The organism is Bradyrhizobium niftali (assembly GCF_004571025.1).
Lineage (GTDB): Bacteria > Pseudomonadota > Alphaproteobacteria > Rhizobiales > Xanthobacteraceae > Bradyrhizobium > Bradyrhizobium niftali.
This window is the reverse complement of sequence record NZ_SPQT01000001.1, coordinates 234,650-257,729: the sequence shown is the minus strand read 5'-3', so window position 1 is coordinate 257,729 and position 23,080 is coordinate 234,650. Positions and strand designations below refer to the sequence as shown.

Below are 23,080 nucleotides of genomic sequence, written 5' to 3'. Positions count from 1 at the left end.
TACTCCTAGAGTGCTCTTGAGTTTCTGGATTTGCTGCGTCGCATCAGGAATTTAGCCATAATGCCCAATTACTTGGTAATGGAACTGCGCTATACGGAGTCCGGGGAGCAGGCCCGCGCGCGCCAGCAGGGCCAAGAGGGGATTCCGGGTCACCAATAGCCATGACATCCATCACGACTTCGGCGATCGACACGCCTCTGCGGCGCTCGGTCGAACGGACTTGCGACGATCTCGCCATGCTGGTGCTGGCCGCGGTCGCCGTCATTGCAGGCTTGACCTTCCGCGACTACGGGCTCGGCTGGGACGACTACACCCACGCTGAATATGCCGACCTGCTGCTGCGCATGTTCGGTTCCGGCTTCAAGGACACCGCGGCGCTCTCCTTCGCCAACCTCTATATGTATGGCGGCGGCTTCGACATGGTCGCGGCTCTCCTGCACAAGGTCATTCCGCTCGAGCTGTTCGAGACGCGACGCCTGCTCGGCGCCGTCGTCGGCGTGGTCGGGCTTGCGGTGACCTGGCGGCTCGGCCGCCGCATCGGCGGGCCCCTGGCCGGTCTTGCCTCGCTCCTGCTGCTCGCGCTCTGCCCGATCTTCTACGGCCACATGTTCATGAACCCGAAGGATGCGCCCTTCGCGGTGGCCATGATCATCCTGATGCTGGGCCTGGTCCGGCTCGCCGAGGAATATCCGCAACCTTCGCCGCGCACGATCCTGATCGTCGGCATCGGCGCCGGCTTGTCGATCGGCTGCCGCATCCTCGGCGGTCTTGCGCTGGTCTACGCCATGATCGGCTTCATCCCGCTGTTCCTGGAGGAACTGCGCACCGAAGGTGTTCGCGAGGCGGCCCGCCGCTTCGCTCATGTCGTCTACGTGCTGCTGCCGGGCCTCGTGTTCGGCTATCTCGTGATGGGCCTGATCTGGCCGTGGTCGATCATGGAACCCGGCAATCCCTTCGAGGCGCTGACCTACTTCTCGCACTTCTTCGAGAAGCCCTGGAAGGAGATGTTCGACGGCGCGATCGTGTCCGTGCCCGACATGCCCTGGTCCTATCTGCCGACGCTGTTCGCGCTTCAGTTGCCCGAGGTGATGCTGGTGCTGATGACCGGCGCCGTGGTCAGCACATTCGCGCTGCTGCCGCGCGGCGGGGTTCCGGCCCGCCGCAAGACCATCCTCCTGATGCTGACGCTCGCCGCGACCCTGCCGCTCGCGATCGCGATGGTGAAGCGGCCCGCGCTCTACAACGGCATCCGCCATTTCGTCTTCGTGATCCCGCCGATGGCGGTGCTCGGCGGCGTCGCCTTCGCCTGGACCATGGAGCGCCTGCGCGCCAATCACCGCACCTGGCAACCGGTCGTGCTCGCCACCTTCTGCTTCGGCCTTGCGCTCTCGCTCGCCGAGATGATCCGGCTGCATCCCTATCAGTACACCCACTTCAACCACATCGCCGGCACCGTGCGCGCCGCCGACGACCGCTTCATGCTGGACTATTGGGGCCTCGCGCTGAAGCAGGCCTCGGACGAGCTGCGCGAGCAGCTGGTCGAGCGCCAGGAAGTGCCGCCGCGCAACCGAAAATGGAAGGTCGCGGTGTGCGGTCCGCAGCGTCCGGCGCAGGTCGCGCTCGGGCCCGACTTCACCATCGGCTGGGATTCCAATGCGGCCGATTTCGCGATGACGCTCGGCGAGTTCTACTGCAAGGGCCTCACCGCGCCTGTCATGGTCGAAATCAAGCGCGACGACGTGGTGTTCGCCCGCGTCTACGACATCCGCGGCAGCAGCATTTCCAGCCTGCTCTCGATCCCGGCACCGTAATTTCTTTCTCCTGCCTTGTAGCCCGGATGGAGCGAAGCGAAATCCGGGGTCCTTGGTGAGCCCCCCGCATTACGCTACGCTCCATGCGGGCTACGCTTGGCTGCTGCGATTTGACCTCCTTGCCGCCGGCCATCACCGCGACTACGCTCCCTTCCCGCAACAACGAGGTTCGGAGAGATTGGCCATGTCACCAGCGGAAGCGCGCCTGAGAGAAGCGCCGTCGAACATGACGGAGGCCGAGTGGCAGCAACGGGTCAATCTCGCCGCCTGCTATCGTCTCGTCTCGCTGTACGGCTGGGACGACCTGGTCGACACCCACATCTCCGCGCGCGTGCCCGGCCCCGATCATCACTTCCTCATCAACCCCTACGGGCTGATGTTCGACGAGATCACGGCGTCGAGCCTCGTCAAGGTCGACCTGCACGGCAACCAGCTCTCCGAGAGCGAGTACAGCATCAACCCGGCCGGCTTCACCATCCATTCGGCGATCCACGAGGTGCGCGAGGACGCGATCTGCGTGCTGCATCTCCACACCCTCGACGGCACCGCGGTGTCGAGCAGCGCCGAAGGGCTGCTGCCGCTGAACCAGACCGCCCAGCTCGTCACCCACGACCTCGCCTATCACGACTATGAAGGTATCGCGCTCGACCACGACGAGCGGCCGCGCCTCCAGAAGGACCTCGGCGACCACAACCACATGCTCCTGCGCAACCACGGCACGCTGACGGTCGGCCGCTCGGTCGCCTCCGCCTTCGAGCGCATGTATCACCTCGAGCGCGCCTGCTCGATGCAGGTGCGCACGCGCGCGCTGGGCACGCCGGTCTATCCGGTCGAGGAGATTGCGATCGAGAAGAACACCGAGCTGCTGGCGAACCGCGACCGCGCCGAGCTGCGCGCGACGAACCTCGTGTGGCCGCCGCTGCTGCGCAAGCTCGACCGCGAGCTGCCGGGCTATCGGTCTTGAGATTTTCGGGATTTCGTGTAGGATAGCTCTCAACTACCTCTGCACGTCTTGGAATGAAACGCCGCCCAATTCCGGGCGGCGTTTTTATTTGGGGGCCGTCACTCGTGCCTCCGCCGTCATTGCGAGGAGCTCTTGCGACGAAGCAATCCAGAGTGTTTCCGCGGAGGGATTCTGGATTGCTTCGCTTCGCTCGCAATGACGGGGATAGACCCTCGCCCTACTTCACCTCCGCGAGCGCCGCGAGGATCCGCGCCCAGGAGCGGATGCCCTTCTGGAAGCTGCGGAGGTCGTACTTCTCGTTCGGCGAGTGGATGTTGTCGTCGTCCAGGCCAAAGCCGACCAGCAGCGAGTCGAGCCCCAGCGTGCGCTTGAAGTCGGCGACGATCGGGATCGAGGCGCCCGAGCCCATCAACACGGTCTCCTTGCCCCATTCCTCCGTCAGCGCCTTGCTGGCGGCGGCGAGCGGCTTCATCTTCCAGTCGAGCGCGACCGCGGGCGCGGCGGAATGGTCGCCGAACTCGACCTTGCAGTCGCCCGGAAGCCGTGCCGTCACGTAGTCGCGGAAGGCCTTGCGGATCTTTGCGGGGTCCTGTCCCTCGACCAAACGGAACGAGATTTTTGCCGAGGCATGCGACGGGATCACCGTCTTGGAGCCTTCGCCGATATAGCCGCCCCAGATGCCGTTGACATCGCAAGTCGGACGCGAGGAGGCCTGCTCGATCAACAGCCGCCCCTTTTCGCCGGCCGGGATCGACAGGCCGATCGGCTTGAGGAACATCTCCGGCGTGAGATTGAGCTTCTTCCACTGCTCCAGAATATCGGGCGGCAGATCCTTCACGCCGTCATAGAAGCCGGGAATGGTGATGCGGTTGTCGTCGTCGAACAGCCCGCCGAGAATTTTCGTGAGCACGCGGATCGGGTTCATCGCGCTGCCGCCGAACACGCCGGAATGCAAATCGCGATTGGCGGCGGTGATCTTCAGCTCCTCATAGAGCAGGCCGCGCAGCGACGTCGTGATCGCCGGGGTATTGCGGTCCCACATGCCGGTGTCGCAGACCAGCACGTAATCGGCCTTGAACTCGTCCTTGTTGGCCTCGATGAAGGGCACGAAATTCTTCGAGCCGACCTCCTCCTCGCCTTCGATCAGGAAGGTGACGTCGATCGGCAGCGAGCCCGTCACCTTCTTCCAGGCGCGGCAGGCCTCGACGAAGGTCATCACCTGGCCCTTGTCGTCCTCGGCGCCGCGGGCGACGATGATCTTGCGGCCATCGGCATGATCGGTGACGACAGGCTCGAACGGCGGGCGATGCCAGAGGTCGAGCGGATCGACCGGCTGCACGTCGTAATGGCCGTAGAAGATCACATGCGGCCGTCCGCCCGCTCCGGTCTTGCCGACGATGGCGGGATGGCCGGCGGTCGACCTCACTTCGGTGGCGACGCCGAGGCTTGCGATGTCCTTGGCGAGATGCTCGGCCGCGGCCTTGCAGTCGTTGGCAAAGGCCGGATCCGCCGAGATCGACTTGATCCGCAACAGCGAGAACAGGCGCTCGAGGCTGTTGTCAAAATCCTTGTCGATGTGGTCGAGCACGGATTGAAGCTGCGCATTGGCCATGGTCGGATTCCTGACTTTTGAGTCTCAAGATGGCTTCTCAAGAGGTCTTCTCAAGAGGCCTTGGGTTTCAAGAGATCTTGGGTTTTAGCCCTGCCGGGGCGCCGGAGCTAGCCGCAACCGGCGGATGCCGGATGTGCCATGCGAGGCTGCCCGCGAGGATGGCGGTGGCGAGGAGATTATTGCCCCAGGCCTGGAAGGCAGTGGGAAACCACGGCAGCGACAGCAGCATGAGCAAGCCGGCCGCGCCGAGGGCAAGCCAGGTTCCCAGCCGCACATTCGCCCGTTCGTCGAAGGCGGCACGATGCATCAGCACCGTCATCGGGAAGAACAGCCACATGAAGTAGTATTGCCGCGCCAGGGGCGATGCCACCGTCATCAGGCAGAACAGGATGCCGAGCTCCTCGGCATCCGAGCGCGCCGTTCGCCGCGTTTGCCGTGGCATCACCGCGACGAAGCCGAGCCCGAGCAACACGGACACAGCGAGCACGATCCAGTTCGCCGTCCTGTAGTCGACGTCGATGATATTCATGGTGCGCGGCGGCTTGCCGGGATCCTCCTGATTGTAGTTGATCGGGCGGACCAGGCGGTGCGTGACGGCAATGATGGACTGGTTGACCCACGACCAGTTCTGCTCGTCGCGCTGGCCAAAGCCCTTTTCCGAGCTCGCCCCGACCATGCCCTGATACCAGGTCGCAAGCTCGGCCGCGTTGCGCTCGAAGCCGCGAATGGGCGCCGGCACGACGTAGAGAAGGATGCCGGTGAAGGCGACCGTCGCGACGACGGCGGCCCACTTCCGCCGCCAGACCAGATAGGGCAGCACCGCGATCGGAAACACCTTGATGGCGATCGCGAGCGCGAACATGAAGCCTGCGAGCCAGGCGCGCTGATGTTGCAGGCTCCAGAACCCGTATAGCATCATCGCCAGCAGCACGAGGTTGGGCTGGCCAAGATCGAACATGTCGAACACGAAGGTCACGGTGACGAAAACCGGCAGTGCCTCCAGCCACGGACCGGCCCTGCGACCCGAGCCGGTCATGACATCGGAGAACGTCCCGGTGAACCACCACGCCAGCGCATTCAGGACCGACAGCACGATGTAGAGCGGGATCTTGCCGAACCAGCTCGGAATCGCGAGCAGGATCGCCGGCAGCGGCGGATAGATGAACTCGAAATACCCACCGGCGTTGGCGGGATAGAGCGCTCCCCCGTTCAGAACCTGCTGCCCGGCCCAGTACCACAGCCCATAGTCCTTGGTCTTGCCCCTGCCGAACAGCTCGGGACCGAGGACGTCCGCGGCCAGGATGAAGCAGCAAAGCAGGAAGAGCAGGTCTAGCGGCGCACGCAGCGACAGGCGTCTCGGCGTATCAGGTTTGGCTAACAAGTCGATTGAGCTCACAATAGGGTCCAGTCCGGCGGCGACATAGCACGTAGCAGACGGGCGGACGGTTGGTGAGTCCTTCACCTGAAATTGTACCCATGACGAAGCGGCCGCGCCGGCGCGCGGATTGCCTCCAAATCCAGCTTGTCTGCCTACCGACGCAGCAAGCCGCCGAGCGCGCCGCGGACCAAGGTGCGGCCGATCGAGCCGCCGAGCTGGCCGCCGACCGACTTGCCGAGATTAGCGGCCATCCCCCCGATCACCTGGTTGGTCACCGATCGCGTCACGTCGCGCGCAATGACCTGGCCTGCCGACAGGCGGCCGCGCTTGACATTGGTGCCGAAGATGGTGCCGACAATCGAGCCGATCTGGCCGAGGATGCCGCCGCCGCTTCCGCCGGCCGGAGCGTCCGCGGTCGCCGCGGTGCCGGCGATGCGCTTCTGGATCATCTCGTAGGCGGACTCTTCATCAACTGCGGTGTCGTATTTGCCCTTCACCGGGCTCGCATCCATGATCGCCTTGCGCTCTTCCGGCGTGATCGCCCCGATCCGGGCCGATGGCGGCCGGATCATCACACGCTCGACCATCGCCGGCGTGCCGTTGCCTTCGAGGAAGGACACCAGCGCCTCGCCCTTGCCGAGCTCCATGATCACCTTGGCGGTGTCGAGCTTCGGGTTGGGCCGGAAGGTCTGGGCCGCGGCGGCGACCGCCTTCTGGTCGCGCGGGGTGAAGGCGCGCAGTGCGTGCTGCACCCGGTTGCCGAGCTGCCCAAGCACGCGGTCGGGTACATCGATCGGGTTCTGCGTCACGAAATAGACGCCGACGCCCTTCGAGCGGATCAGGCGGACCACCTGCTCGATCTTGTCCATCAGCGCCTTGGGCGCGTCGTTGAACAACAGATGCGCCTCGTCGAAGAAGAACACCAGCTTCGGCTTCGGCAGGTCGCCGGCCTCGGGCAGCTCCTCGAACAGCTCCGACAGCATCCACAACAGGAATGTCGCGTAAAGCCGCGGGCTCTGGAGCAGCTTGTCGGCGACCAGGATGTTGACCATGCCGCGGCCGTCGCGGTCGGTCTTCATGAAATCCTTCAGCGTCAGCGCCGGCTCGCCGAAGAACTTGGTGGCGCCCTGGTTCTCCAGCACCAGCAGCTGGCGCTGGATGGTGCCGACGGTGGCCTTGGTGACGTTGCCAAACCCCTGGGCGGCCTTGCGGATGTCGGCAAGCGGATCCGCGGCGACGTCCGGCGCCTTCTTGCTGCTGTCGGGCACGATGGCATCGAGCAGCGCACGCAGATCCTTCATGTCGATCAGGACAAGGCCGTTGTCGTCGGCGACGCGGAAGGCGACGTTGAGAACGCCCTCCTGCACGTCATTGAGGTCGAGCATGCGCGCGAGCAGAAGCGGCCCCATCTCGGTGACGGTCGCCCGCACCGGGTGGCCCTGCTCACCGAACACGTCCCAGAACACCGTCGAGAACTGGTCGGGCTGGAACGTCAGCCCCATCGCGGTGGCGCGCTTGACGATGAAGTCCGCGGGCACGCCGACCTCGGAGATGCCGGAGAGGTCGCCCTTGATGTCGGCCGCGAAGACCGGAACTCCTGCGCGCGCAAATCCCTCTGCCATGACTTGCAGCGACACCGTCTTGCCGGTTCCAGTTGCACCAGTGACGAGGCCGTGGCGATTGGCGAGCGCCAGCGTCAGCCATGCCTGCTCGTCTCCCTTGCCGACGAAAATCTTGTCGTCGGTGTCGCCGAGCTTGCTGTCCTGTGCGGTCATTATTTTCTCTGATCCATCTGCCGTGTTTCGCGTATTGAAACTCAAATGCCGGTTCCGCAGTTTACCGCATGTCGCACGCCGATTGAAACCGTTCAAACACGATCCGATCTTGCGACATGGTCGGAAACCAAGTGGACGACATCGGCCGAAAGTAGGAACGGCGCGTTCGCACCGCGGTAATTTACTGCTGTTTTCATCTCCGCTCTTGCATCGCTGCAACACCTTTCGCGCGTTCGAAGCCGAATCGCATGTTCGCCTTGTATTTCACATCACACCGGCTCAAGATCGTTTTTCGAAAGCAATACTCCGGCATGCAAACCGGTTGAGGGGCGGGGTCTTATGGACGAGCTGATCGGGCGGCTGGCGACAAACGCCAGCATAGATAGTGCTGTCGCTGAAAAGACCGTCGGCATTATCCTGGGCTTCCTCCGCAGCGAGGGCCCTTCCGAGAACGTCGAAGCCCTGATCAGTCATATTCCCGGCGCGGAAGCGGCGATCGACGCGTCCAGGAGCGGCGGCGGACTGTCGCGGCTGATGGGCGGCGGCCTGATGGCCGTCGGCACGCGCCTGATGGGCCTGGGACTTGGCATGTCCGAGATTCAGAACATTGCCCGTGAACTTTTTCGCTTCGGCCGAGACAAAATCGGAGCGGATCAGGTGGGCAAGATCATCGCAGGGACGCCGGGCCTCAGCCAATTTGCCTGAGCTACGCTTTTCATATTGAGTATCATGACATATCCGATCTCCGAGATTGAGGGCCTGCCTGCCTTTGCCGCCAACAAGTTGAAGGCGCAGGGAATCCGCACCACCGACGCGCTGCTCGAGGCGGCCTCGACCGTGAAGGGACGCAAGGCGCTGTCCGCCAAGACCGGCATCAGCGAGCAGCAGCTCCTGGAATGGGCCAACGTCTCCGACTACATGCGCATTCCCGGGATGGGCCGGGCCAAGGTCGGCCTGGTGCGCGCCGCCGGCGTCACCACCGTGCGCGAGCTCGCCTATCGGAATCCGGCAAGACTCGCCCAGAGCATGCGCGAAGCCAACGAGAAGAAGAAGCTCGTCCGCATCCTGCCCTCGGAAAAATCGGTCGGCGACATCATCGCCAAGGCCAAGAAGCTGCCGCCGAAGATCACGTATTAGGGCTGCTGCTCACCGCATACGAGCTGACGCCACACCTTCGCCGGGACGACACCGGGGGTAAGAGTGGACGGCTGTCTCAACATCGTCATTGCGAGCGCAGCGAAGCAATCCAGACTGCCGCCACGGAAAGAATCTGGATTGCTTCGCTGCGCTCGCAATGACGGCGTGTGGGCAAGAGCATCGTTCCCTCACGGGCCCCGGAACGGATCGGAGCGACCGGATCGCCCCCCAATCCCGTCTTGACTCCCCCTCCCCGACCGCGCACATCCACGCGCATGAATGCCTTGCCATCCCCTTCCGTCCCGCCGGCCGGCTCGGCCGGGCGCGACGTGCTGCGGACACTGCTGGAGCGACCTCTCCCGGCGGTGATGGGCGTGCTCAACGTCACCCCGGATTCCTTCTCCGACGGCGGCGACTTCATCGCGCCCGACCAGGCGTTCGAGCGGGCCCGGGCGATGATCGCCGACGGTGTCGACATCATCGACATCGGCGCGGAGTCCACCCGGCCCTACAAGGGCGCCAAGGCAGTCACGGCCGAGGACGAACTCGCCCGGCTGAGGCCGGTGCTATCAGGCGTGGTTGCGCTCGGCGTGCCGGTCTCGATCGACAGCATGAAGGCGGAGGTGGTGGCCTTCGCGCTCGATCAGGGCGCGGCGATCGCCAACGACGTCTGGGGCCTGCAACGCGATGCCGCCATGGCGCCGCTGGTGGCGGCGAGAGGCGTCCCCGTCATCGTCATGCATAACCGCGACAACGTGGATTCCGCCATCGACATCATCGCCGACATGAAGGCGTTCTTCCTGCGCTCGCTGGACATCGCCGCCAAGGCCGGCATCGCACGTGACAAGATCGTGCTCGATCCCGGCATCGGCTTCGGCAAGACCGCCGAGCAGAGCATGACCGCGCTGGCGCGGCTGCGCGAATTCGACATGTTCGGCCTGCCGGTCCTGGTCGGCGCCTCGCGCAAGCGCTTCATCGCCTCGGTGTCGCCTTCCGAGCCGAAGGAAAGACTCGCCGGCTCGATCGCCGCGCATCTCATCGCCGCCCAGCGCGGCGCCAGGATCATCCGGACCCATGACGTCGCCGAGACCTTGCAGGCCCTGCGGGTCGCGAACGCAATCGAGAGCAAGCAATGACCGATACGATCTTCGTGACCGGCCTGTCGATCCATGCTCGCCACGGCGTGATGGACCACGAAACCGAAGTCGGCCAGCGTTTCGTGATTGATCTCGAACTCTATACCGACCTGTCGGAGCCCTCGCGCACCGACCGTCTCGCCGACACGGTGTCCTACGCCGAGGTCGTGGCGACCACGACGGCGGCGTTCAAGAACACCAATTACAAGCTGCTGGAACGCGCGGCGGGCGCGGTCGCCGACGCCATCCTGTCGCACTTCCCGCGCATCCGCGCCGTGAAGATCACCGTGCACAAGCCGCATGCGCCGATCGCGGCGATCTTCGACGACGTCGGCATCATGCTGACGCGCTCGCGGCACCCCTGACATGGCAAGCGTGCTGATCGCACTCGGCGGCAATGTCGGCGATGTCCGCGCGACGTTCCGGAAGGCGATCGCCCACATCTGCGGCATGGCGCAGGCCGCGCTGGTCGCGCGCTCCTCGGACTATGCGACACCGCCCTGGGGCGATGAGGCGCAGGATCCCTTCGTCAATGCCTGCATCGAGATCGAGACCAGTCTCGACCCGCACGCGCTGTTGTTTGTGATGCAGAAGGTCGAGCAGAAATTCGGTCGCACCCGGACCAAGGAACGGCCCTGGGGGCCGCGCACGCTCGATCTCGACATGATCGCCTATGACGATGTCAGCCTGCAGAAGCCCGACCTGACCTTGCCGCATCCGCGCCTGTTCGAGCGCGCCTTCGTGCTGGTGCCGCTGGCCGAGATCGCGCCCGACCGCGTGATCTCAGGCATTCGCGTGCGTGACGGGCTTTCCAGCGTCTCGACGCAAGGCATTGAGCGGCTTCCGGATACCGGTTAACCAAAAACAACCGTTTGCAGGGACGGTCCGCCGTGGCAATTTCGCCTGCGAACAACAAGATCTTCGGGAGCCCCTCGCCGCATGACCTCCGTGACTGACGACCTGCCGCTGGCGGCGGATTTTCCCAGGGCCACGGTCGAAGACTGGCGCAAGCTGGTCGACGGCGTGCTCAAGGGTGCGCCGTTCGAAAAGCTGGTCGGCAAAACCTATGACGGCCTCAAGATCGATCCGCTCTATCCGCGCGCCAGGGGCGTTGCGCCCGTGGTCGGACGGGCTGCGGCCGCGCCGTGGCAGATCGTGCAGCGGATCGACCATCCCGACGCGGCAGCCGCGAACGCGCAGGCCTTGCAGGATCTGGAGAATGGCGCGACGGGGCTCGCACTGGTGTTCGCCGGTGGCAACGGTGCTCACGGCTTTGGCCTGGAACCTTCGGCGGATGCCGTCGCAAAGATCTTGAAGGACATTCATCTCGATGCCGGCATCGGCATCGAGCTTCAGATCGGTCCGCAATCGCGGATGGCCGCGATCCATGTCGCGGAATATGTGAAGAGCAACGGCATCGATCCCGCCGCCTGCGACATCCGCTTCGGTCTCGATCCGCTCGCCGCCTGCGCGGTGTGGGGCCACAGCCCTTACACCTGGGAGGAGATTCTCCCTGCCGTTACCGGCGGCATCAAAGGCCTCGCCGCGCTCGGCTTCAAGGGGCCATTCGCCTCGGCCGACGGCCGCGTGATCCACGATGCCGGCGGCTCCGAGGTGCAGGAGCTCGCCTTCGTGCTCGCCTGCGGCCTCGCCTATCTTCGCGCGATCGAAGGCGCCGGCGTTGCGCTGGAGCAGGCGCAGGGCATGGTCTATGCGCGGCTTGCCGCGGATGCCGACCAGTTCCTGACCATGGCGAAATTCCGCGCGCTGCGGCTGCTGTGGGCGCGCGTCGAGGCGGCCTGCGGGCTGACGCCGAAGCCGTTGTTCATTGCCGCCGACACCGCCTGGCGCATGCTGACGCAGCGCGACCCCTATGTGAACATGCTGCGCGCAACCATTGCGACGTTCGCGGCGGGGCTTGCCGGTGCCAACGCGATCACGGTGCTGCCGCACACGCTGGCGCTCGGGCTGCCCGATCCGTTCGCGCGGCGCGTGGCGCGCAACACGCAACTGCTGCTGCTGGAGGAGAGCAACCTCGCCAAGGTCAGCGATCCCGCCGCGGGCGCAGGCGGCATCGAGACGCTGACGGCGCAGCTGTGCGAGGTGGCCTGGGCGCTGTTCCAGGAAAGCGAGAAAGCCGGCGGCGCCTTTGCCGCGCTTCAGCAAGGCCTGTTCCAGAGCAAGGTGGCAGCTGCGCGAAAAGCGCGTGACGCCAACATCGCAAAGCGCCGCGACGTGCTGACCGGCGCCAGCGAGTTTCCGAACCTGCATGAGAGCGAGACGGCGGTACTGAAAGCCACGCCGGTCGCGCTCACACCCTATGGCGAACAGAAATGCAAGTTCGACGCGCTGCCGCCGATCCGGCTGGCGGAACCGTTCGAAGCGCTGCGCGACAAATCCGATGCGGCATTGAAGGCGCGCGGGGCGCGGCCAAAAGTGTTCCTGGCCAATCTCGGCACGCCCGCCAATTTCACGGCGCGCGCGACCTTTGCCAAGAGCTTCTTCGAGGCCGGCGGCATCCAGGCGGCCGACAGCGAGGGTCTTGTCGATCCGGCCAAGTTGGTCGCAGCATTCAAGGCCTCCGGCGCCGAGCTTGCCTGCCTTTGTTCCAGCGACAAGGTCTATGCGGAACACGCCGAAGCCACCGCCCGGGCCCTGCAAACGGCCGGCGCGCGACATATCTATCTGGCAGGCCGCCCGACTGATGCCGAGGCGGCGCTGCGCGCAGCCGGTGTCACCGGCTTCGTCTTTGCCGGCGGCGATGCGCTTGCGACGCTGCAGGACGCCTATCGAGGGATGGAGCAGCCATGACGGAAGCAGGCAAACCCGTTCTCACCGGCGGCTGCCAATGCGGCGCGGTCCGCTTTGCGGTCTCGGCGGCGCCGGCGAAGATCAGCATCTGTCATTGCCGAATGTGCCAGAAGGCGAGCGGTGCGCCGTTCGCCTCCTATGCCGATATCGAGAAGGGTGATTTCGCCTGGACCAAGGGCACGCCCTCTGCGTTCCGCTCCTCGTCCATCGCGATGCGCGATTTCTGCGCCGCCTGCGGCACGCCGCTGAGCTTCCGCCGCATCGACGGCCCGCGCATCGAGATCATGACCGGTACGTTCGATCGTCCGGATCACGTGGTGCCGACCCGGCAATATGGAACAGAGTCGCGCCTCGGCTGGGTGGTCGGGATCGCCAATCTGCCGAGCCAGACCACGCAGCAGAATTACGGACCGGAGAAGATGGCGACCATCGTCAGCCATCAGCATCCGGACCATGATTGAGCGTCTATGATATGGTCGAAACCATGAGCCGCATTCCGAACTTCGCAGACGTCGCCTTCGAGCGCATGGCCGCCGCCGCGCCGGCCGGCAGCGCCGAGCCGTGGCTGACGCCCGAAGGCATCCTGGTGAAACCCGCCTATGGCGAGGCCGATCTCGCCGGGCTCGATTTCCTCGAGACCTATCCGGGCATCGCGCCCTACCTGCGCGGCCCCTACCCGACCATGTATGTCAACCAGCCCTGGACCGTCAGGCAATATGCCGGCTTCTCCACGGCGGAGGATTCCAACGCGTTCTACCGCCGCAACCTGGCTGCCGGACAGAAGGGCCTCTCGGTCGCGTTCGATCTTGCCACTCATCGCGGCTATGACAGCGATCATCCGCGTGTCGGCGGCGACGTCGGCATGGCCGGCGTCGCCATCGATTCCATCTACGACATGCGCACGCTGTTTGCGGGCATCCCGCTCGACCAGATGAGCGTGTCCATGACCATGAACGGCGCGGTGCTGCCGATCCTCGCGCTGTTCGTCGCCGCCGCGGGCGAACAGGGCGTGCCGCCGGAGAAGCTCTCGGGGACCATTCAGAACGACATTCTGAAAGAGTTCATGGTGCGCAACACCTACATCTATCCGCCTGCGCCTTCGATGCGGATCATCTCCGACATCTTTGCCTATACTTCGCAAAAGATGCCGAAATACAACTCAATCTCGATCTCCGGCTATCACATGCAGGAGGCCGGCGCGACGCAGGACCTCGAGCTCGCCTATACGCTGGCCGACGGCGTCGAATATTTGCGCGCCGGGCTTGCCGCAGGCCTCGACGTCGACCGCTTCGCGCCGCGGCTGTCGTTCTTCTGGGCGATCGGCATGAACTTCTTCATGGAAGTCGCCAAGATGCGCGCCGCGCGCCTGCTCTGGGCAAAGCTGCTCAAGCCCTTCAATCCTAGGGATCCGCGCTCGCTCTCGCTGCGCACGCATTGCCAGACCTCGGGCTGGTCGCTGACCGCGCAGGACGTCTTCAACAACGTGATGCGCACGACGGTGGAGGCGATGGCGGCGACGCAAGGTCACACCCAGTCGCTGCACACCAACGCGCTCGACGAGGCGCTGGCGCTGCCGACCGACTTCTCGGCCCGCATCGCCCGCAACACCCAGCTCTTCCTCCAGCAGGAGAGCGGCACCACCCGCATCATCGACCCCTGGGGCGGCTCGTACTATGTCGAGCGGCTGACGCGCGATCTCGCGGCGAAGGCGTGGAGCCACATCCAGGAGGTCGAGGAGCTCGGCGGCATGGCCAAGGCCATCGAGGCCGGCGTGCCCAAGCTGCGCATCGAGGAGGCTTCCGCGAAGACGCAGGCGCGCATCGACGCCGGCAAGCAGGCGGTGATCGGCGTCAACAAGTACAAGCCGACGGACGAAGCTCCGATCGATATCCTCAAGGTCGACAACACCAACGTCCGTCGGCTCCAGATCGACAAGCTGACGCGGCTGAAGTCCGAGCGCAACCAGAAGGACGTCGATGCCGCGCTCGCCGCGCTGACGCGCTCGGCCGGCGAAGGCAACGGCAACCTGCTCGCGCTCGCGATCGACGCGGCGCGGGCGAAGGCGACCGTCGGCGAAATTTCGGACGCGATGGAGAAGGTGTTCGGCCGGCACCGCGCCGAGATCAAGTCCATCACCGGCGTCTACAAGCGGGAGGCGTCCAGCATGGGTAACCGGGTCGAGAAGGTTCAGGCGCTGATCGACGCCTTCGAGGAGGCGGAGGGCCGCCGCCCGCGCATCCTGGTCGCCAAGATCGGCCAGGACGGCCACGACCGGGGCCAGAAGGTGATCGCTTCGGCGTTCGCCGATATCGGCTTCGACGTCGACATCGGGCCGCTGTTTGCCACCGCCGACGAGGCCGCGCGGCAGGCCGTCGAGAACGACGTCCACATCCTCGGCGTCTCCTCGCTCGCCGCCGCCCATCTCACCGCCGTGCCGGAATTGAAGGCCGCGCTGAAGAAGCAGGGCCGCGACGACATCATGATCATCGTCGGCGGCGTGGTGCCGCCGCAGGATTACGATGCGCTCTACGCGGCCGGTGCGGAGGCGATCTTCCCGCCGGGCACGGTGATCGCCGATGCCGCGGAGGAGCTGATCCGCAAGCTGAACGCCCGGCTCGGGCATAGCGAGGCGGCGGAGTAGATGGTACGCTGGCCGCATCACCGGCCGGGCTGTCTCCATGACACGTGACGAGGTCATCGCTGCGATACGCAAGAACGCTGACGCCATCAAAGCCAAGGGCGTCTCGAAGCTCGCCATCGTCGGCTCGCGGGCCGGCGCCGATTATCGCCCGGACAGCGACATCGATGTCCTGGTCGAGGTCGAGCCGGAGGCCACCTTCTCGCTGCTCAACCTGATCGACGTCGAGCAGATCATCGAGGACGCGACCGGCTTGCAGGCGCAGGCGACTGTCCGGCGCTCCGCCTCCCCCCACTCCGCGCAGCAGATCGCAGACGACATCCTCGAAATATTCTGACGCTCACGTAAGGAGCACTCCCCTTGAAGTTCATGATCGGTTTGAGCGTCGCCATGGCGCTTGGCGCAACGTGCGTGATCTCGGCCCTCGCCGCGGACCCCAAGCCCGACGCCGTCGTCAAGACCAAGAGCATCGCGGCGCGCGTCTTCCTCGACGACAAGATCAAGGCGGATGCAGCCCTCGCGGCGGATTGCCTGGCCGAGGGCAGGAAGTGGCTCGACAAGAACGCGGCCGAGGCCGCCGCCGCGCGCAAAGAAGATCCGCAGTTCTTCAAGGACGGCGGCTGGGACTTCGAGCGCAAATACGCGATCCGCTCGGTCGTTGCCGACCGCTATGTCAACCTCCTGCGCAACGACTATATGGACACCCACGGCGCGCATCCCAATTCGGACGTGAACACGATCCTGTGGGACAAGACCGAGCGCAAGCGCATCTCGATCCGCCCGTTCTTCACCGAGACCGCCGATGGCGGCCCGACCATGAAGGCGATGGTGAAAGCCGTGATCGTCTCGCTCAAGGCCGAGAAGAAGAAGCGCGACACCAGCGAGACCGCAACCGACGAGTGGTTCAAGAGCGTGGAGCCGAGCCTGCTCAAGATCGGCGCCGTGACGCTCGCCCCGTCGACCGAAGCCGGCAAGAGTTCCGGTCTCACCTTCCATTATCCGCCCTATGCGGTCGGTCCCTACGCCGAGGGCGAATATGTCGCCTTCGTGCCGTGGGACGCGCTGAAGCCTTACCTCACCGCGGAAGGCACGCGCATCTTCGGCGGCGCACGACCGAAGGGCGATGCGGAAGAGCCGCAGTGATCATCGTTTGAGCCGCGGCACATTGCTCACAGCGCTTTGGTAGCGCTACCTTGCAGCCGCGCTGTAAAGCCGACTAGAATGCCGCCATTAAGAGCGTCCGGTGTTACGGGCGCCGCTGGGAGGCATTCATGTCCAAGATTACGCGCCGCGCTTTTGCGGCTTCATCTGCCGCGGTTGCTGCATCCGCCGCACTCGGCCTCGCGCCCGCCCGCGCCCAAGCCTATCCGGCGCGCCCGGTCACCGTGATCGTGCCCTGGGGCGCCGGCGGCGGCACCGACGCGACTGCGCGCATTGTCGCAGCCCTTCTGGAAAAGGACCTCGGCCAGCCCTTCAACGTGGTCAACCGCACCGGCGGCTCCGGCGTCGTCGGCCATACCGCGATCGCGACTGCGCAGCCCGACGGCTACACCATCGGCATGCTCACGGTCGAGATCTCGATGATGCACTGGCAGGGCCTCACCGAGCTGACGCCGAAGAGCTACACCCCGCTGGCGCTGATGAACGAGGACCCGCCCGGCATCCAGGTCTCCTCCTCCTCGCCCTACAAGACGGTCAAGGACCTCGCCGAAGCGATCAAGGCCGCGCCGCCCGGCAAGTTCAAGGCCTCGGGCACCGGCCAGGGCGGCATCTGGCATCTGGCGCTGGTCGGCTGGATGCAGGCGATGGGCCTGCCCGCCAACCAGGTCGCCTGGGTGCCGTCGAACGGCGCCGCGCCGGCGATGCAGGATCTCGCCGCCGGTGGCCTCGACCTCACCACCTGTTCGGTACCGGAAGCACGCGCCATCATCGAGGCCGGCAAGGCCAGGAGCCTCGCCATCATGGCACCGGCGCGCAACCCGATCTTCCCGGACGTGCCGACGCTGAAGGAGGCGATGGGCATCGAATACGCGACCGGCGCCTGGCGCGGCATCGGCGCGCCGAAGAACCTGCCCCCGGAGCTCGCAACGAAGCTCACCGCGGCGCTGAAGAAGGTCTACGACTCCGCCGAGTTCAAGGATTTCATGAGCAATCGCGGCTTCGGCACGGTGTGGGGCGATGCCGGCCAGTTCGCTGGCTTCATGGACAAGGGCGACGCCCAGATGGGCGAAGCGATGAAGGCCGCGGGCCTGAGCAAGGCGTGACGTTTCACCTCTCCCCGCTTGCGGGGAGAGGTCGGATCGCATCGCAGATGCGATCCGGGTGAGGGGGAGTCTCCGCGAGTCCAACTCTCACCGTCCGCGCGGAAAGTCCCCTCACCCCAACCCTCTCCCCGTAAGAACGGGGAGAGCGAGAAGAAACCCCACAGGACTTCGCCCATGCGTCTTCCCGACTCCGTCACGGGCTCGTTTCTCGTCGTGCTCGGCGCGGCCGCCGCCTATGGCGGCTACATCCTGCCGCCGGTGCCGGGGCAGCCGGTCGGCCCCAACGTGTTTCCGCTCGTGATCGGCACGGGGCTTGCGCTGTGTGGGCTCGCGATCGTGTTCGGCATCGGTCATTCCTTCGAGGAGGAGGAAGAGCTGATCCCGCTGGAGGACGGCCAGGCAGCAAGCCCGCCGCCGCAGGGCAAGCTCTACGGCCTGCGTGCACTGCTGCCGCCGGCGCTTTTGCTGTTCTACGTCGTCGCCGCCGACCGGCTCGGCTTCATCATCACCGCGGCGATCATGGTCTATGTCACCTCGACCGCGCTCGGCGCGAAGTGGAAGCTGGCGCTGCCGCTCGCCGCGCTCTCGCCCTTCGCCATCCACCTCATCTTCGGCAAGCTGCTGCGCGTGCCGCTTCCTGCCGGCCTGTTGCCGACGCCCTGGTGATCCATGCTGAAAACCCTGATTGAAGCCTTCGCGCTGATCTCCACCTGGGAGGTGATCATCGCGATGTTCGCAGCCTCCGTGTACGGCCTCGTCATCGGCTCGCTGCCGGGCCTGTCGGCGACGATGGCAACCGCCCTGCTCGTCCCGGTCACCTTCTACCTGTCGCCGATCGCCGCGATCGCGACCATCGTCGCGGCCTCCTCGATGGCGATCTTCTCCGGCGACATCCCCGGCGCACTGCTGCGCATTCCCGGCACGCCCGCTTCCGCAGCCTATGCGGACGAGGCCTATGCCATGACGCGCAAGGGCCAGGCCGAGCTGGCGCTCGGGGCCGGCGTCTGGTTCTCCGCGGTCGGCGGCATCGCCGGCGTGCTGTCCCTGATGATCCTGGCGCCGCCGCTTGCCGAGGTCGCGCTGTCGTTCTCGACCTTCGAATATTTCTGGCTGGCGCTGCTCGGCCTGATGTGCGCCACCCTGGTCGCGCGCTCCTCGCCGGTGAAGGCGATCGCCGGCATGTTCCTCGGCCTGCTCGTCTCCTGTATCGGCATCGAGAATCCCGGCGGCGTGCCGCGCTTCACCTTCGGCATCACCGACCTTTTCGGCGGCATCGAGCCGATCCCGGCGCTGGTCGGCGTGTTCGCAGTGGCGCAGGTGATGCGCGCGATGCTGACGCCCGAGCCGCCGCCGCTGCCGCGGCGAAAATTCGGAAGCATCATGGCCGGCCAGTGGAAGCTGACCAAGAAATACCATTGGCAGATGACGCGCGGGAACATCGTCGGCATCATCATCGGCGTGTTGCCCGGCGCCGGCGCCGACATGGCCGCCTGGGTCAGCTACGCGATGTCCAAGCGCTTCTCCAAGGAGCCGGAAAAGTTCGGCACCGGCCACGTCGAGGGCCTGGTCGAGGCCGGCGCCAGCAACAATGCCAGCATCGCCTCGGGCTGGGTGCCGTCGCTGCTGTTCGGCATCCCCGGCGACACCATCGCCGCGATCGCGATCGGCGTGCTCTACATGAAGGGGCTCAATCCCGGCCCGACGCTGTTCACCGAGAAGGCGTCGAGCATGTACGCGATTTACCTGATGTTCATCATCGCGAACATCCTGATGATTCCGCTCGGAATCGCCATGATCCGGATCGCCGCCTACATCCTGCTGGCACCGCGCTCCGCCATCATGCCGATCATCATGCTGTGCTGCGCCGTCGGCTCGTTCGCGATCGGCAACAACATGTTCGGCGTCGTCACCGTCGCCGCCTTTGGCGTGATCGGCTATGTCATGGAAGCCAACGGCTATCCCGTGGCCGCGATGGTGCTCGGCATCGTCATGGGTACCATGGTCGAGCAGGCCTTCGTCACCTCGCTGATCAAGTCCGACGGCAGCATCCTGCCGTTCTTCGAACGCCCCGTCGCCGCCATCCTTGCCGCCATGGCGATCGGCGCGCTGCTGTGGCCGGTGATGGTGTGGGTCTGGCGCAAGGTGAAACCGGTGCAGGCGGTGGCAGCAACATCCCGGTGATAGCGGGCGGGCGGCCCTCGCCTGCCCCGCCGGGGCGTTGTAAAGCAGGGCATGGTTGAGAAGAAGGCTTCACTGGACATCAAATCCCTCGCCCGCGACCTCCGCACCGGCAGTCGTGCGGCCCTCGCCCGGGCCATCACGCTGGTAGAGAGCCGGCGCGGCGACCACCAGGCGCTGGCGCGGGAGCTGGTGCAGATGCTGCTGCCCGACACCGGCAAGGCGTTTCGTGTCGGCATCACCGGCTCGCCCGGGGTCGGCAAGTCCACCACCATCGATGCGCTCGGCACCTATTTGATCGAGCAGGGCCACAAGGTCGCGGTGCTCGCGGTCGATCCATCCTCGGCGCGCAGCGGCGGCTCGATCCTGGGCGACAAGACGCGGATGGCACGGCTGTCGGCCTCGGACGATGCCTTCATCCGTCCCTCGCCGTCCTCGGGCACGCTCGGCGGCGTTGCCGCCAAGACGCGCGAGGCGATGCTGCTATGCGAGGCGGCCGGCTTCGGCGTCGTGCTGGTCGAGACCGTCGGCATCGGCCAGTCCGAGACCGCGGTCTGCGACATGACCGACTTCTTTCTCGCCCTGATGCTGCCGGGCGGCGGCGACGAGTTGCAGGGCATCAAGAAGGGCCTGGTCGAGCTCGCCGACATGATCGCGATCAACAAGGCCGACGGCGACAACCTCAAGCGCGCCAACATCACCGCAGCCGACTATCGCGGCGCGCTCCATATCCTCAGCCCCCGCTCCGAACATTGGCACCCGCCGGTCGAGACCTATTCGGCGCTGACCGGCAACGGCATCGCAAAGATCTGGCAAAAGGTCCTCGATCACCGCAAGGCGATGAACGCATCAGGCGATTTCGCCGCGCGGCGGCGTGAGCAGCAAGTGAAATGGATGTGGTCGATGCTGGAGCAGCGCATGCTGGCGCGGCTGCGCACCGAGGCATCGGTGCGGACGAAGGTCCGGAAGATCGAGGCCGAAGTCGCCGATGGTCATCTCACGCCGGCGCTCGCCGCCGAGCAGATTCTGGGGTTGCTGCAATGAGACAAAAGCTCCGCCTTCTCCTCACCGGCTTCGGTGCCTTCCCCGGCGCGCCCTATAATCCGACGCAGCCGCTGGTCGCGCGGCTGGCCCGGCTGCGCCGCCCGGCACTCGACGGGGTCGAGATCTCGAGCCACATCTTCCCGGTCACCTATGCGGCGGTCGACCAGCAATTGCCTGAGGTGCTCGCTGCGCAAAAGCCCGACGCGCTGCTGATGTTCGGCCTTGCGTCGCGGACCTCGTATCTGCGCATCGAGACCCGCGCGCGCAACGCGGTCACCATGCTCTGGCCCGATGCCGCCAACACCCGCTCGAGCAAGCGCGGCATCGCCGGCCATGCCGATGCGATGCTGTTCGGCCCGCACACCGCAAGGCTGCTGCGCGCGGCACGCCTCACCGGCATCGATGCACGCGCCTCGCGCGATGCCGGCGCCTATCTCTGCAACTATCTGAGCTGGCGCGCGATCGAGAACGTGAAGGCCGGTGGCCCGCAGCTCGCGGCGTTCATCCATATTCCGCTGCTTGCCCGCAGCGGCGCCGTGCGCCGCAAGGGTGCGCCACGGATCACGCTGGAGGAACTGGTGGATGCCGGGGAAGCGATGCTGATGGAGATGGTGCGGTTGGCCCGGAAGGCACGCACTTCGTAGGGTGGATTAGCGTAGCGTAATCCACCCCTTCTGCTTCAACGGGTTCCGTACGCGCGGTGACATGGTGGGTTACGCCTAGCGGACTGCGCTTCGCGCAGCCGCAAGGCTAACCCACCCTACGGCACCGTCCTTGCGGTAAACATTTAACCCTACCGCGAACAATCCTCACGGCCCCCGTCGCGCTGCGCTACCTAACCGCTGCGGACACGCCCCGCGTCCGCCGAAGGACGCATCCATGGACCTCAACCGCCGTCATCTCATTGGAGCCTCGACCGCCGGCATCGCCGGCGCGCTGGCCATGCCGGCCGACGCTGCGCGCGCCGCGCCGCTGACATCGCTGCTCGGCCGCGATGCGACGCAATATGGTGTGCGGCCCGGCAGCAGCGAGGACCAGACCCGCGCACTCCAGCGCGCCATCGACGAGGCCGCGCGCGCGCAGATGCCGCTGGCGCTGCCGCCAGGCGTCTACCGCAGCGGATTACTGCGGCTGCCGAACGGTACTCAATTGATCGGCGTACGCGGCGCGACGAAATTCGTTTTCACCGGCGGCGCCTCGGCGATCCAGAGCGACGGCGCCGATGCGATCGGCCTTTCCGGCATCACCTTCGACGGCGCCGGCATCCCGCTGCCGACGCGGCGCGGACTGATCCACGTCCTCGGCGGGCGCGACGTCCGCATCACCGATTGCGAGATCACCGGCTCCGGCGGCAGCGGCGTCTGGCTCGAGCAGGTGTCCGGCGATATCTCCGGCAACATCTTCACCAACATCGCGGTGACGGCCGTCGTCTCGTTCGACGCCAGAGGCCTCAGCGTCGCCCGCAACACCATCATCGGCACCAACGACAACGGCATCGAGATTTTGCGCAACGCGATCGGCGATGACGGAACGCTGGTTGCCGATAACCGCATCGAGGACATCAAGGCCGGTCCCGGCGGCTCGGGCCAGTACGGCAACGCCATCAACGCCTTCCGCGCCGGCAATGTGATCGTGCGCGGCAACCGCATCAGGAATTGCGACTACTCCGCGGTACGCGGCAATTCCGCCTCCAACATCCACATATCAGGCAACAGCGTCAGCGACGTGCGTGAGGTCGCGCTCTATTCCGAGTTCGCGTTCGAGGCGGCCGTGATCGCCAACAATACGGTGGACGGCGCCGCCGTCGGTATCTCCGTCTGCAATTTCAACGAGGGCGGCCGCATCGCAGTGGTCCAGGGCAACATCATCCGCAACCTGATCCCGAAGCGGCCGATCGGCACCGCGCCTGACGACGATGCTGGCGTCGGCATCTACATCGAGGCGGATACCTCGGTGACCGGCAACGTGATCGAGAATGCGCCGTCCTACGGCATCGTCGCCGGCTGGGGCAAATACCTGCGCGACGTCGCGATCACCGGCAACGTGATCCGCAAGGCGCTGGCCGGAATCGGCGTCTCCGTGGTGCCGGGCGCCGGCACCGCGCTCGTCAACAACAACATGATCTCGGAGACGCCGCGCGGCGCCGTGGTCGGCCTCGATCACGCGCGCGCGGTGACGGCGGATCTGTCGGCGGACGGCGCACAGCGCTTTGCGCAGGTGGTGATCGGCGGGAACGCGGTGCGGCGGTAGGACATACTCGGTGTCGTCCTGGACAAGCGAAGCGCAGATCCAGGACCCATAACCACAGGATGGGGTTATGTGGGCGGTACCG

The 23,080-nt window shown here is 65.7% G+C and carries 21 protein-coding genes; 18 read left to right on the top strand and 3 right to left on the bottom strand.

Features of this window, described 5'->3' with window-relative positions:
• The first annotated feature begins 161 nt into the window (after nucleotides 1-161).
• Together E4K65_RS01115 and E4K65_RS01110 are read left to right on the top strand one after the other, a co-directional pair.
• Nucleotides 162-1,811, top strand: a complete 1,650-nt coding sequence (locus E4K65_RS01115) for a glycosyltransferase family 39 protein (RefSeq protein ID WP_135172534.1) — start codon at nucleotides 162-164, stop codon at nucleotides 1,809-1,811.
• 184 nt (nucleotides 1,812-1,995) lie between these two features.
• Entirely contained in the window at nucleotides 1,996-2,775 is a 780-nt protein-coding gene (locus E4K65_RS01110) for a class II aldolase/adducin family protein (protein WP_135172533.1), read from the top strand.
• Between the two features lie 217 nt (nucleotides 2,776-2,992).
• Here E4K65_RS01110 and E4K65_RS01105 read toward each other — a convergent pair whose 3' ends face one another.
• From E4K65_RS01105 to E4K65_RS01095, 3 genes are all read right to left on the bottom strand, one after another.
• Nucleotides 2,993-4,387, bottom strand: a complete 1,395-nt coding sequence (locus tag E4K65_RS01105) for a M20/M25/M40 family metallo-hydrolase (protein WP_135172532.1) — start codon at nucleotides 4,385-4,387, stop codon at nucleotides 2,993-2,995.
• 67 nt (nucleotides 4,388-4,454) lie between these two features.
• Nucleotides 4,455-5,783, bottom strand: coding sequence for a glycosyltransferase family 87 protein (locus tag E4K65_RS01100; RefSeq protein WP_167770425.1), 1,329 nt, complete (start codon nucleotides 5,781-5,783; stop codon nucleotides 4,455-4,457).
• Between the two features lie 134 nt (nucleotides 5,784-5,917).
• Nucleotides 5,918-7,540, bottom strand: a complete 1,623-nt coding sequence (locus tag E4K65_RS01095; protein ID WP_135172530.1) for a helicase HerA-like domain-containing protein — start codon at nucleotides 7,538-7,540, stop codon at nucleotides 5,918-5,920.
• 339 nt (nucleotides 7,541-7,879) lie between these two features.
• Here E4K65_RS01095 and E4K65_RS01090 point away from each other — a divergent pair, with 339 nt between their 5' ends.
• The 16 genes from E4K65_RS01090 to E4K65_RS01010 all read left to right on the top strand — a co-directional run bounded on the left by E4K65_RS01090 (nucleotide 7,880) and on the right by E4K65_RS01010 (nucleotide 22,998).
• On the top strand, nucleotides 7,880-8,245 hold the full coding sequence (locus tag E4K65_RS01090) for a DUF2267 domain-containing protein (protein WP_135172529.1): 366 nt from the start codon (nucleotides 7,880-7,882) through the stop codon (nucleotides 8,243-8,245).
• A gap of 24 nt (nucleotides 8,246-8,269) precedes the next feature.
• Nucleotides 8,270-8,677, top strand: coding sequence for a DUF4332 domain-containing protein (locus E4K65_RS01085; RefSeq protein WP_027544157.1), 408 nt, complete (start codon nucleotides 8,270-8,272; stop codon nucleotides 8,675-8,677).
• Between the two features lie 275 nt (nucleotides 8,678-8,952).
• Nucleotides 8,953-9,813 carry a dihydropteroate synthase gene (gene folP, locus E4K65_RS01075; RefSeq protein WP_135172527.1) on the top strand — a complete coding sequence of 287 codons (861 nt, stop codon included), beginning with the start codon at nucleotides 8,953-8,955 and terminating at the stop codon, nucleotides 9,811-9,813.
• Complete coding sequence (gene folB / locus E4K65_RS01070; protein WP_027544155.1) at nucleotides 9,810-10,178, top strand: dihydroneopterin aldolase; 369 nt, start codon at nucleotides 9,810-9,812, stop codon at nucleotides 10,176-10,178. The genes folP and folB overlap by 4 nt, the downstream gene beginning before the upstream one ends.
• 1 nt (nucleotide 10,179) lies before the next feature.
• Nucleotides 10,180-10,671 (top strand): 2-amino-4-hydroxy-6-hydroxymethyldihydropteridine diphosphokinase, encoded by a 492-nt coding sequence (gene folK, locus E4K65_RS01065; protein WP_135172526.1) that lies wholly within the window; start codon nucleotides 10,180-10,182, stop codon nucleotides 10,669-10,671.
• A gap of 81 nt (nucleotides 10,672-10,752) precedes the next feature.
• Nucleotides 10,753-12,624, top strand: coding sequence for a methylmalonyl-CoA mutase family protein (locus E4K65_RS01060; RefSeq protein ID WP_135172525.1), 1,872 nt, complete (start codon nucleotides 10,753-10,755; stop codon nucleotides 12,622-12,624).
• Nucleotides 12,621-13,085 carry a GFA family protein gene (locus E4K65_RS01055; RefSeq protein WP_135172524.1) on the top strand — a complete coding sequence of 155 codons (465 nt, stop codon included), beginning with the start codon at nucleotides 12,621-12,623 and terminating at the stop codon, nucleotides 13,083-13,085. Before E4K65_RS01060 ends, E4K65_RS01055 begins: the two co-directional genes overlap by 4 nt.
• 23 nt (nucleotides 13,086-13,108) lie before the next feature.
• On the top strand, nucleotides 13,109-15,265 hold the full coding sequence (gene scpA / locus E4K65_RS01050) for a methylmalonyl-CoA mutase (protein ID WP_135173177.1): 2,157 nt from the start codon (nucleotides 13,109-13,111) through the stop codon (nucleotides 15,263-15,265).
• A gap of 37 nt (nucleotides 15,266-15,302) precedes the next feature.
• Nucleotides 15,303-15,599, top strand: a complete 297-nt coding sequence (locus E4K65_RS01045; RefSeq protein ID WP_135172523.1) for a nucleotidyltransferase family protein — start codon at nucleotides 15,303-15,305, stop codon at nucleotides 15,597-15,599.
• A gap of 32 nt (nucleotides 15,600-15,631) precedes the next feature.
• Nucleotides 15,632-16,405: an RsiV family protein gene (locus E4K65_RS01040; RefSeq protein WP_135173176.1), complete on the top strand. Its 774-nt coding sequence runs from the start codon at nucleotides 15,632-15,634 to the stop codon at nucleotides 16,403-16,405.
• Between the two features lie 128 nt (nucleotides 16,406-16,533).
• Nucleotides 16,534-17,526 (top strand): tripartite tricarboxylate transporter substrate binding protein, encoded by a 993-nt coding sequence (locus E4K65_RS01035; protein ID WP_135172522.1) that lies wholly within the window; start codon nucleotides 16,534-16,536, stop codon nucleotides 17,524-17,526.
• A 174-nt stretch (nucleotides 17,527-17,700) separates the two neighbouring features.
• A complete protein-coding gene (locus E4K65_RS01030; protein ID WP_027544147.1) occupies nucleotides 17,701-18,192 on the top strand; it encodes a tripartite tricarboxylate transporter TctB family protein in 492 nt (163 codons plus the stop codon).
• 3 nt (nucleotides 18,193-18,195) lie between these two features.
• Nucleotides 18,196-19,707 (top strand): tripartite tricarboxylate transporter permease, encoded by a 1,512-nt coding sequence (locus E4K65_RS01025; RefSeq protein WP_135172521.1) that lies wholly within the window; start codon nucleotides 18,196-18,198, stop codon nucleotides 19,705-19,707.
• A 51-nt stretch (nucleotides 19,708-19,758) separates the two neighbouring features.
• The gene (gene meaB, locus E4K65_RS01020) at nucleotides 19,759-20,748 is read left to right on the top strand and encodes a methylmalonyl Co-A mutase-associated GTPase MeaB (protein WP_135172520.1); all 990 of its coding nucleotides are present in this window, start codon (nucleotides 19,759-19,761) and stop codon (nucleotides 20,746-20,748) included.
• On the top strand, nucleotides 20,745-21,392 hold the full coding sequence (locus tag E4K65_RS01015; RefSeq protein ID WP_135172519.1) for a pyroglutamyl-peptidase I: 648 nt from the start codon (nucleotides 20,745-20,747) through the stop codon (nucleotides 21,390-21,392). Before meaB ends, E4K65_RS01015 begins: the two co-directional genes overlap by 4 nt.
• 235 nt (nucleotides 21,393-21,627) lie before the next feature.
• Nucleotides 21,628-22,998 (top strand): TIGR03808 family TAT-translocated repetitive protein, encoded by a 1,371-nt coding sequence (locus E4K65_RS01010; protein WP_135172518.1) that lies wholly within the window; start codon nucleotides 21,628-21,630, stop codon nucleotides 22,996-22,998.
• Nucleotides 22,999-23,080 lie beyond the last annotated feature (82 nt).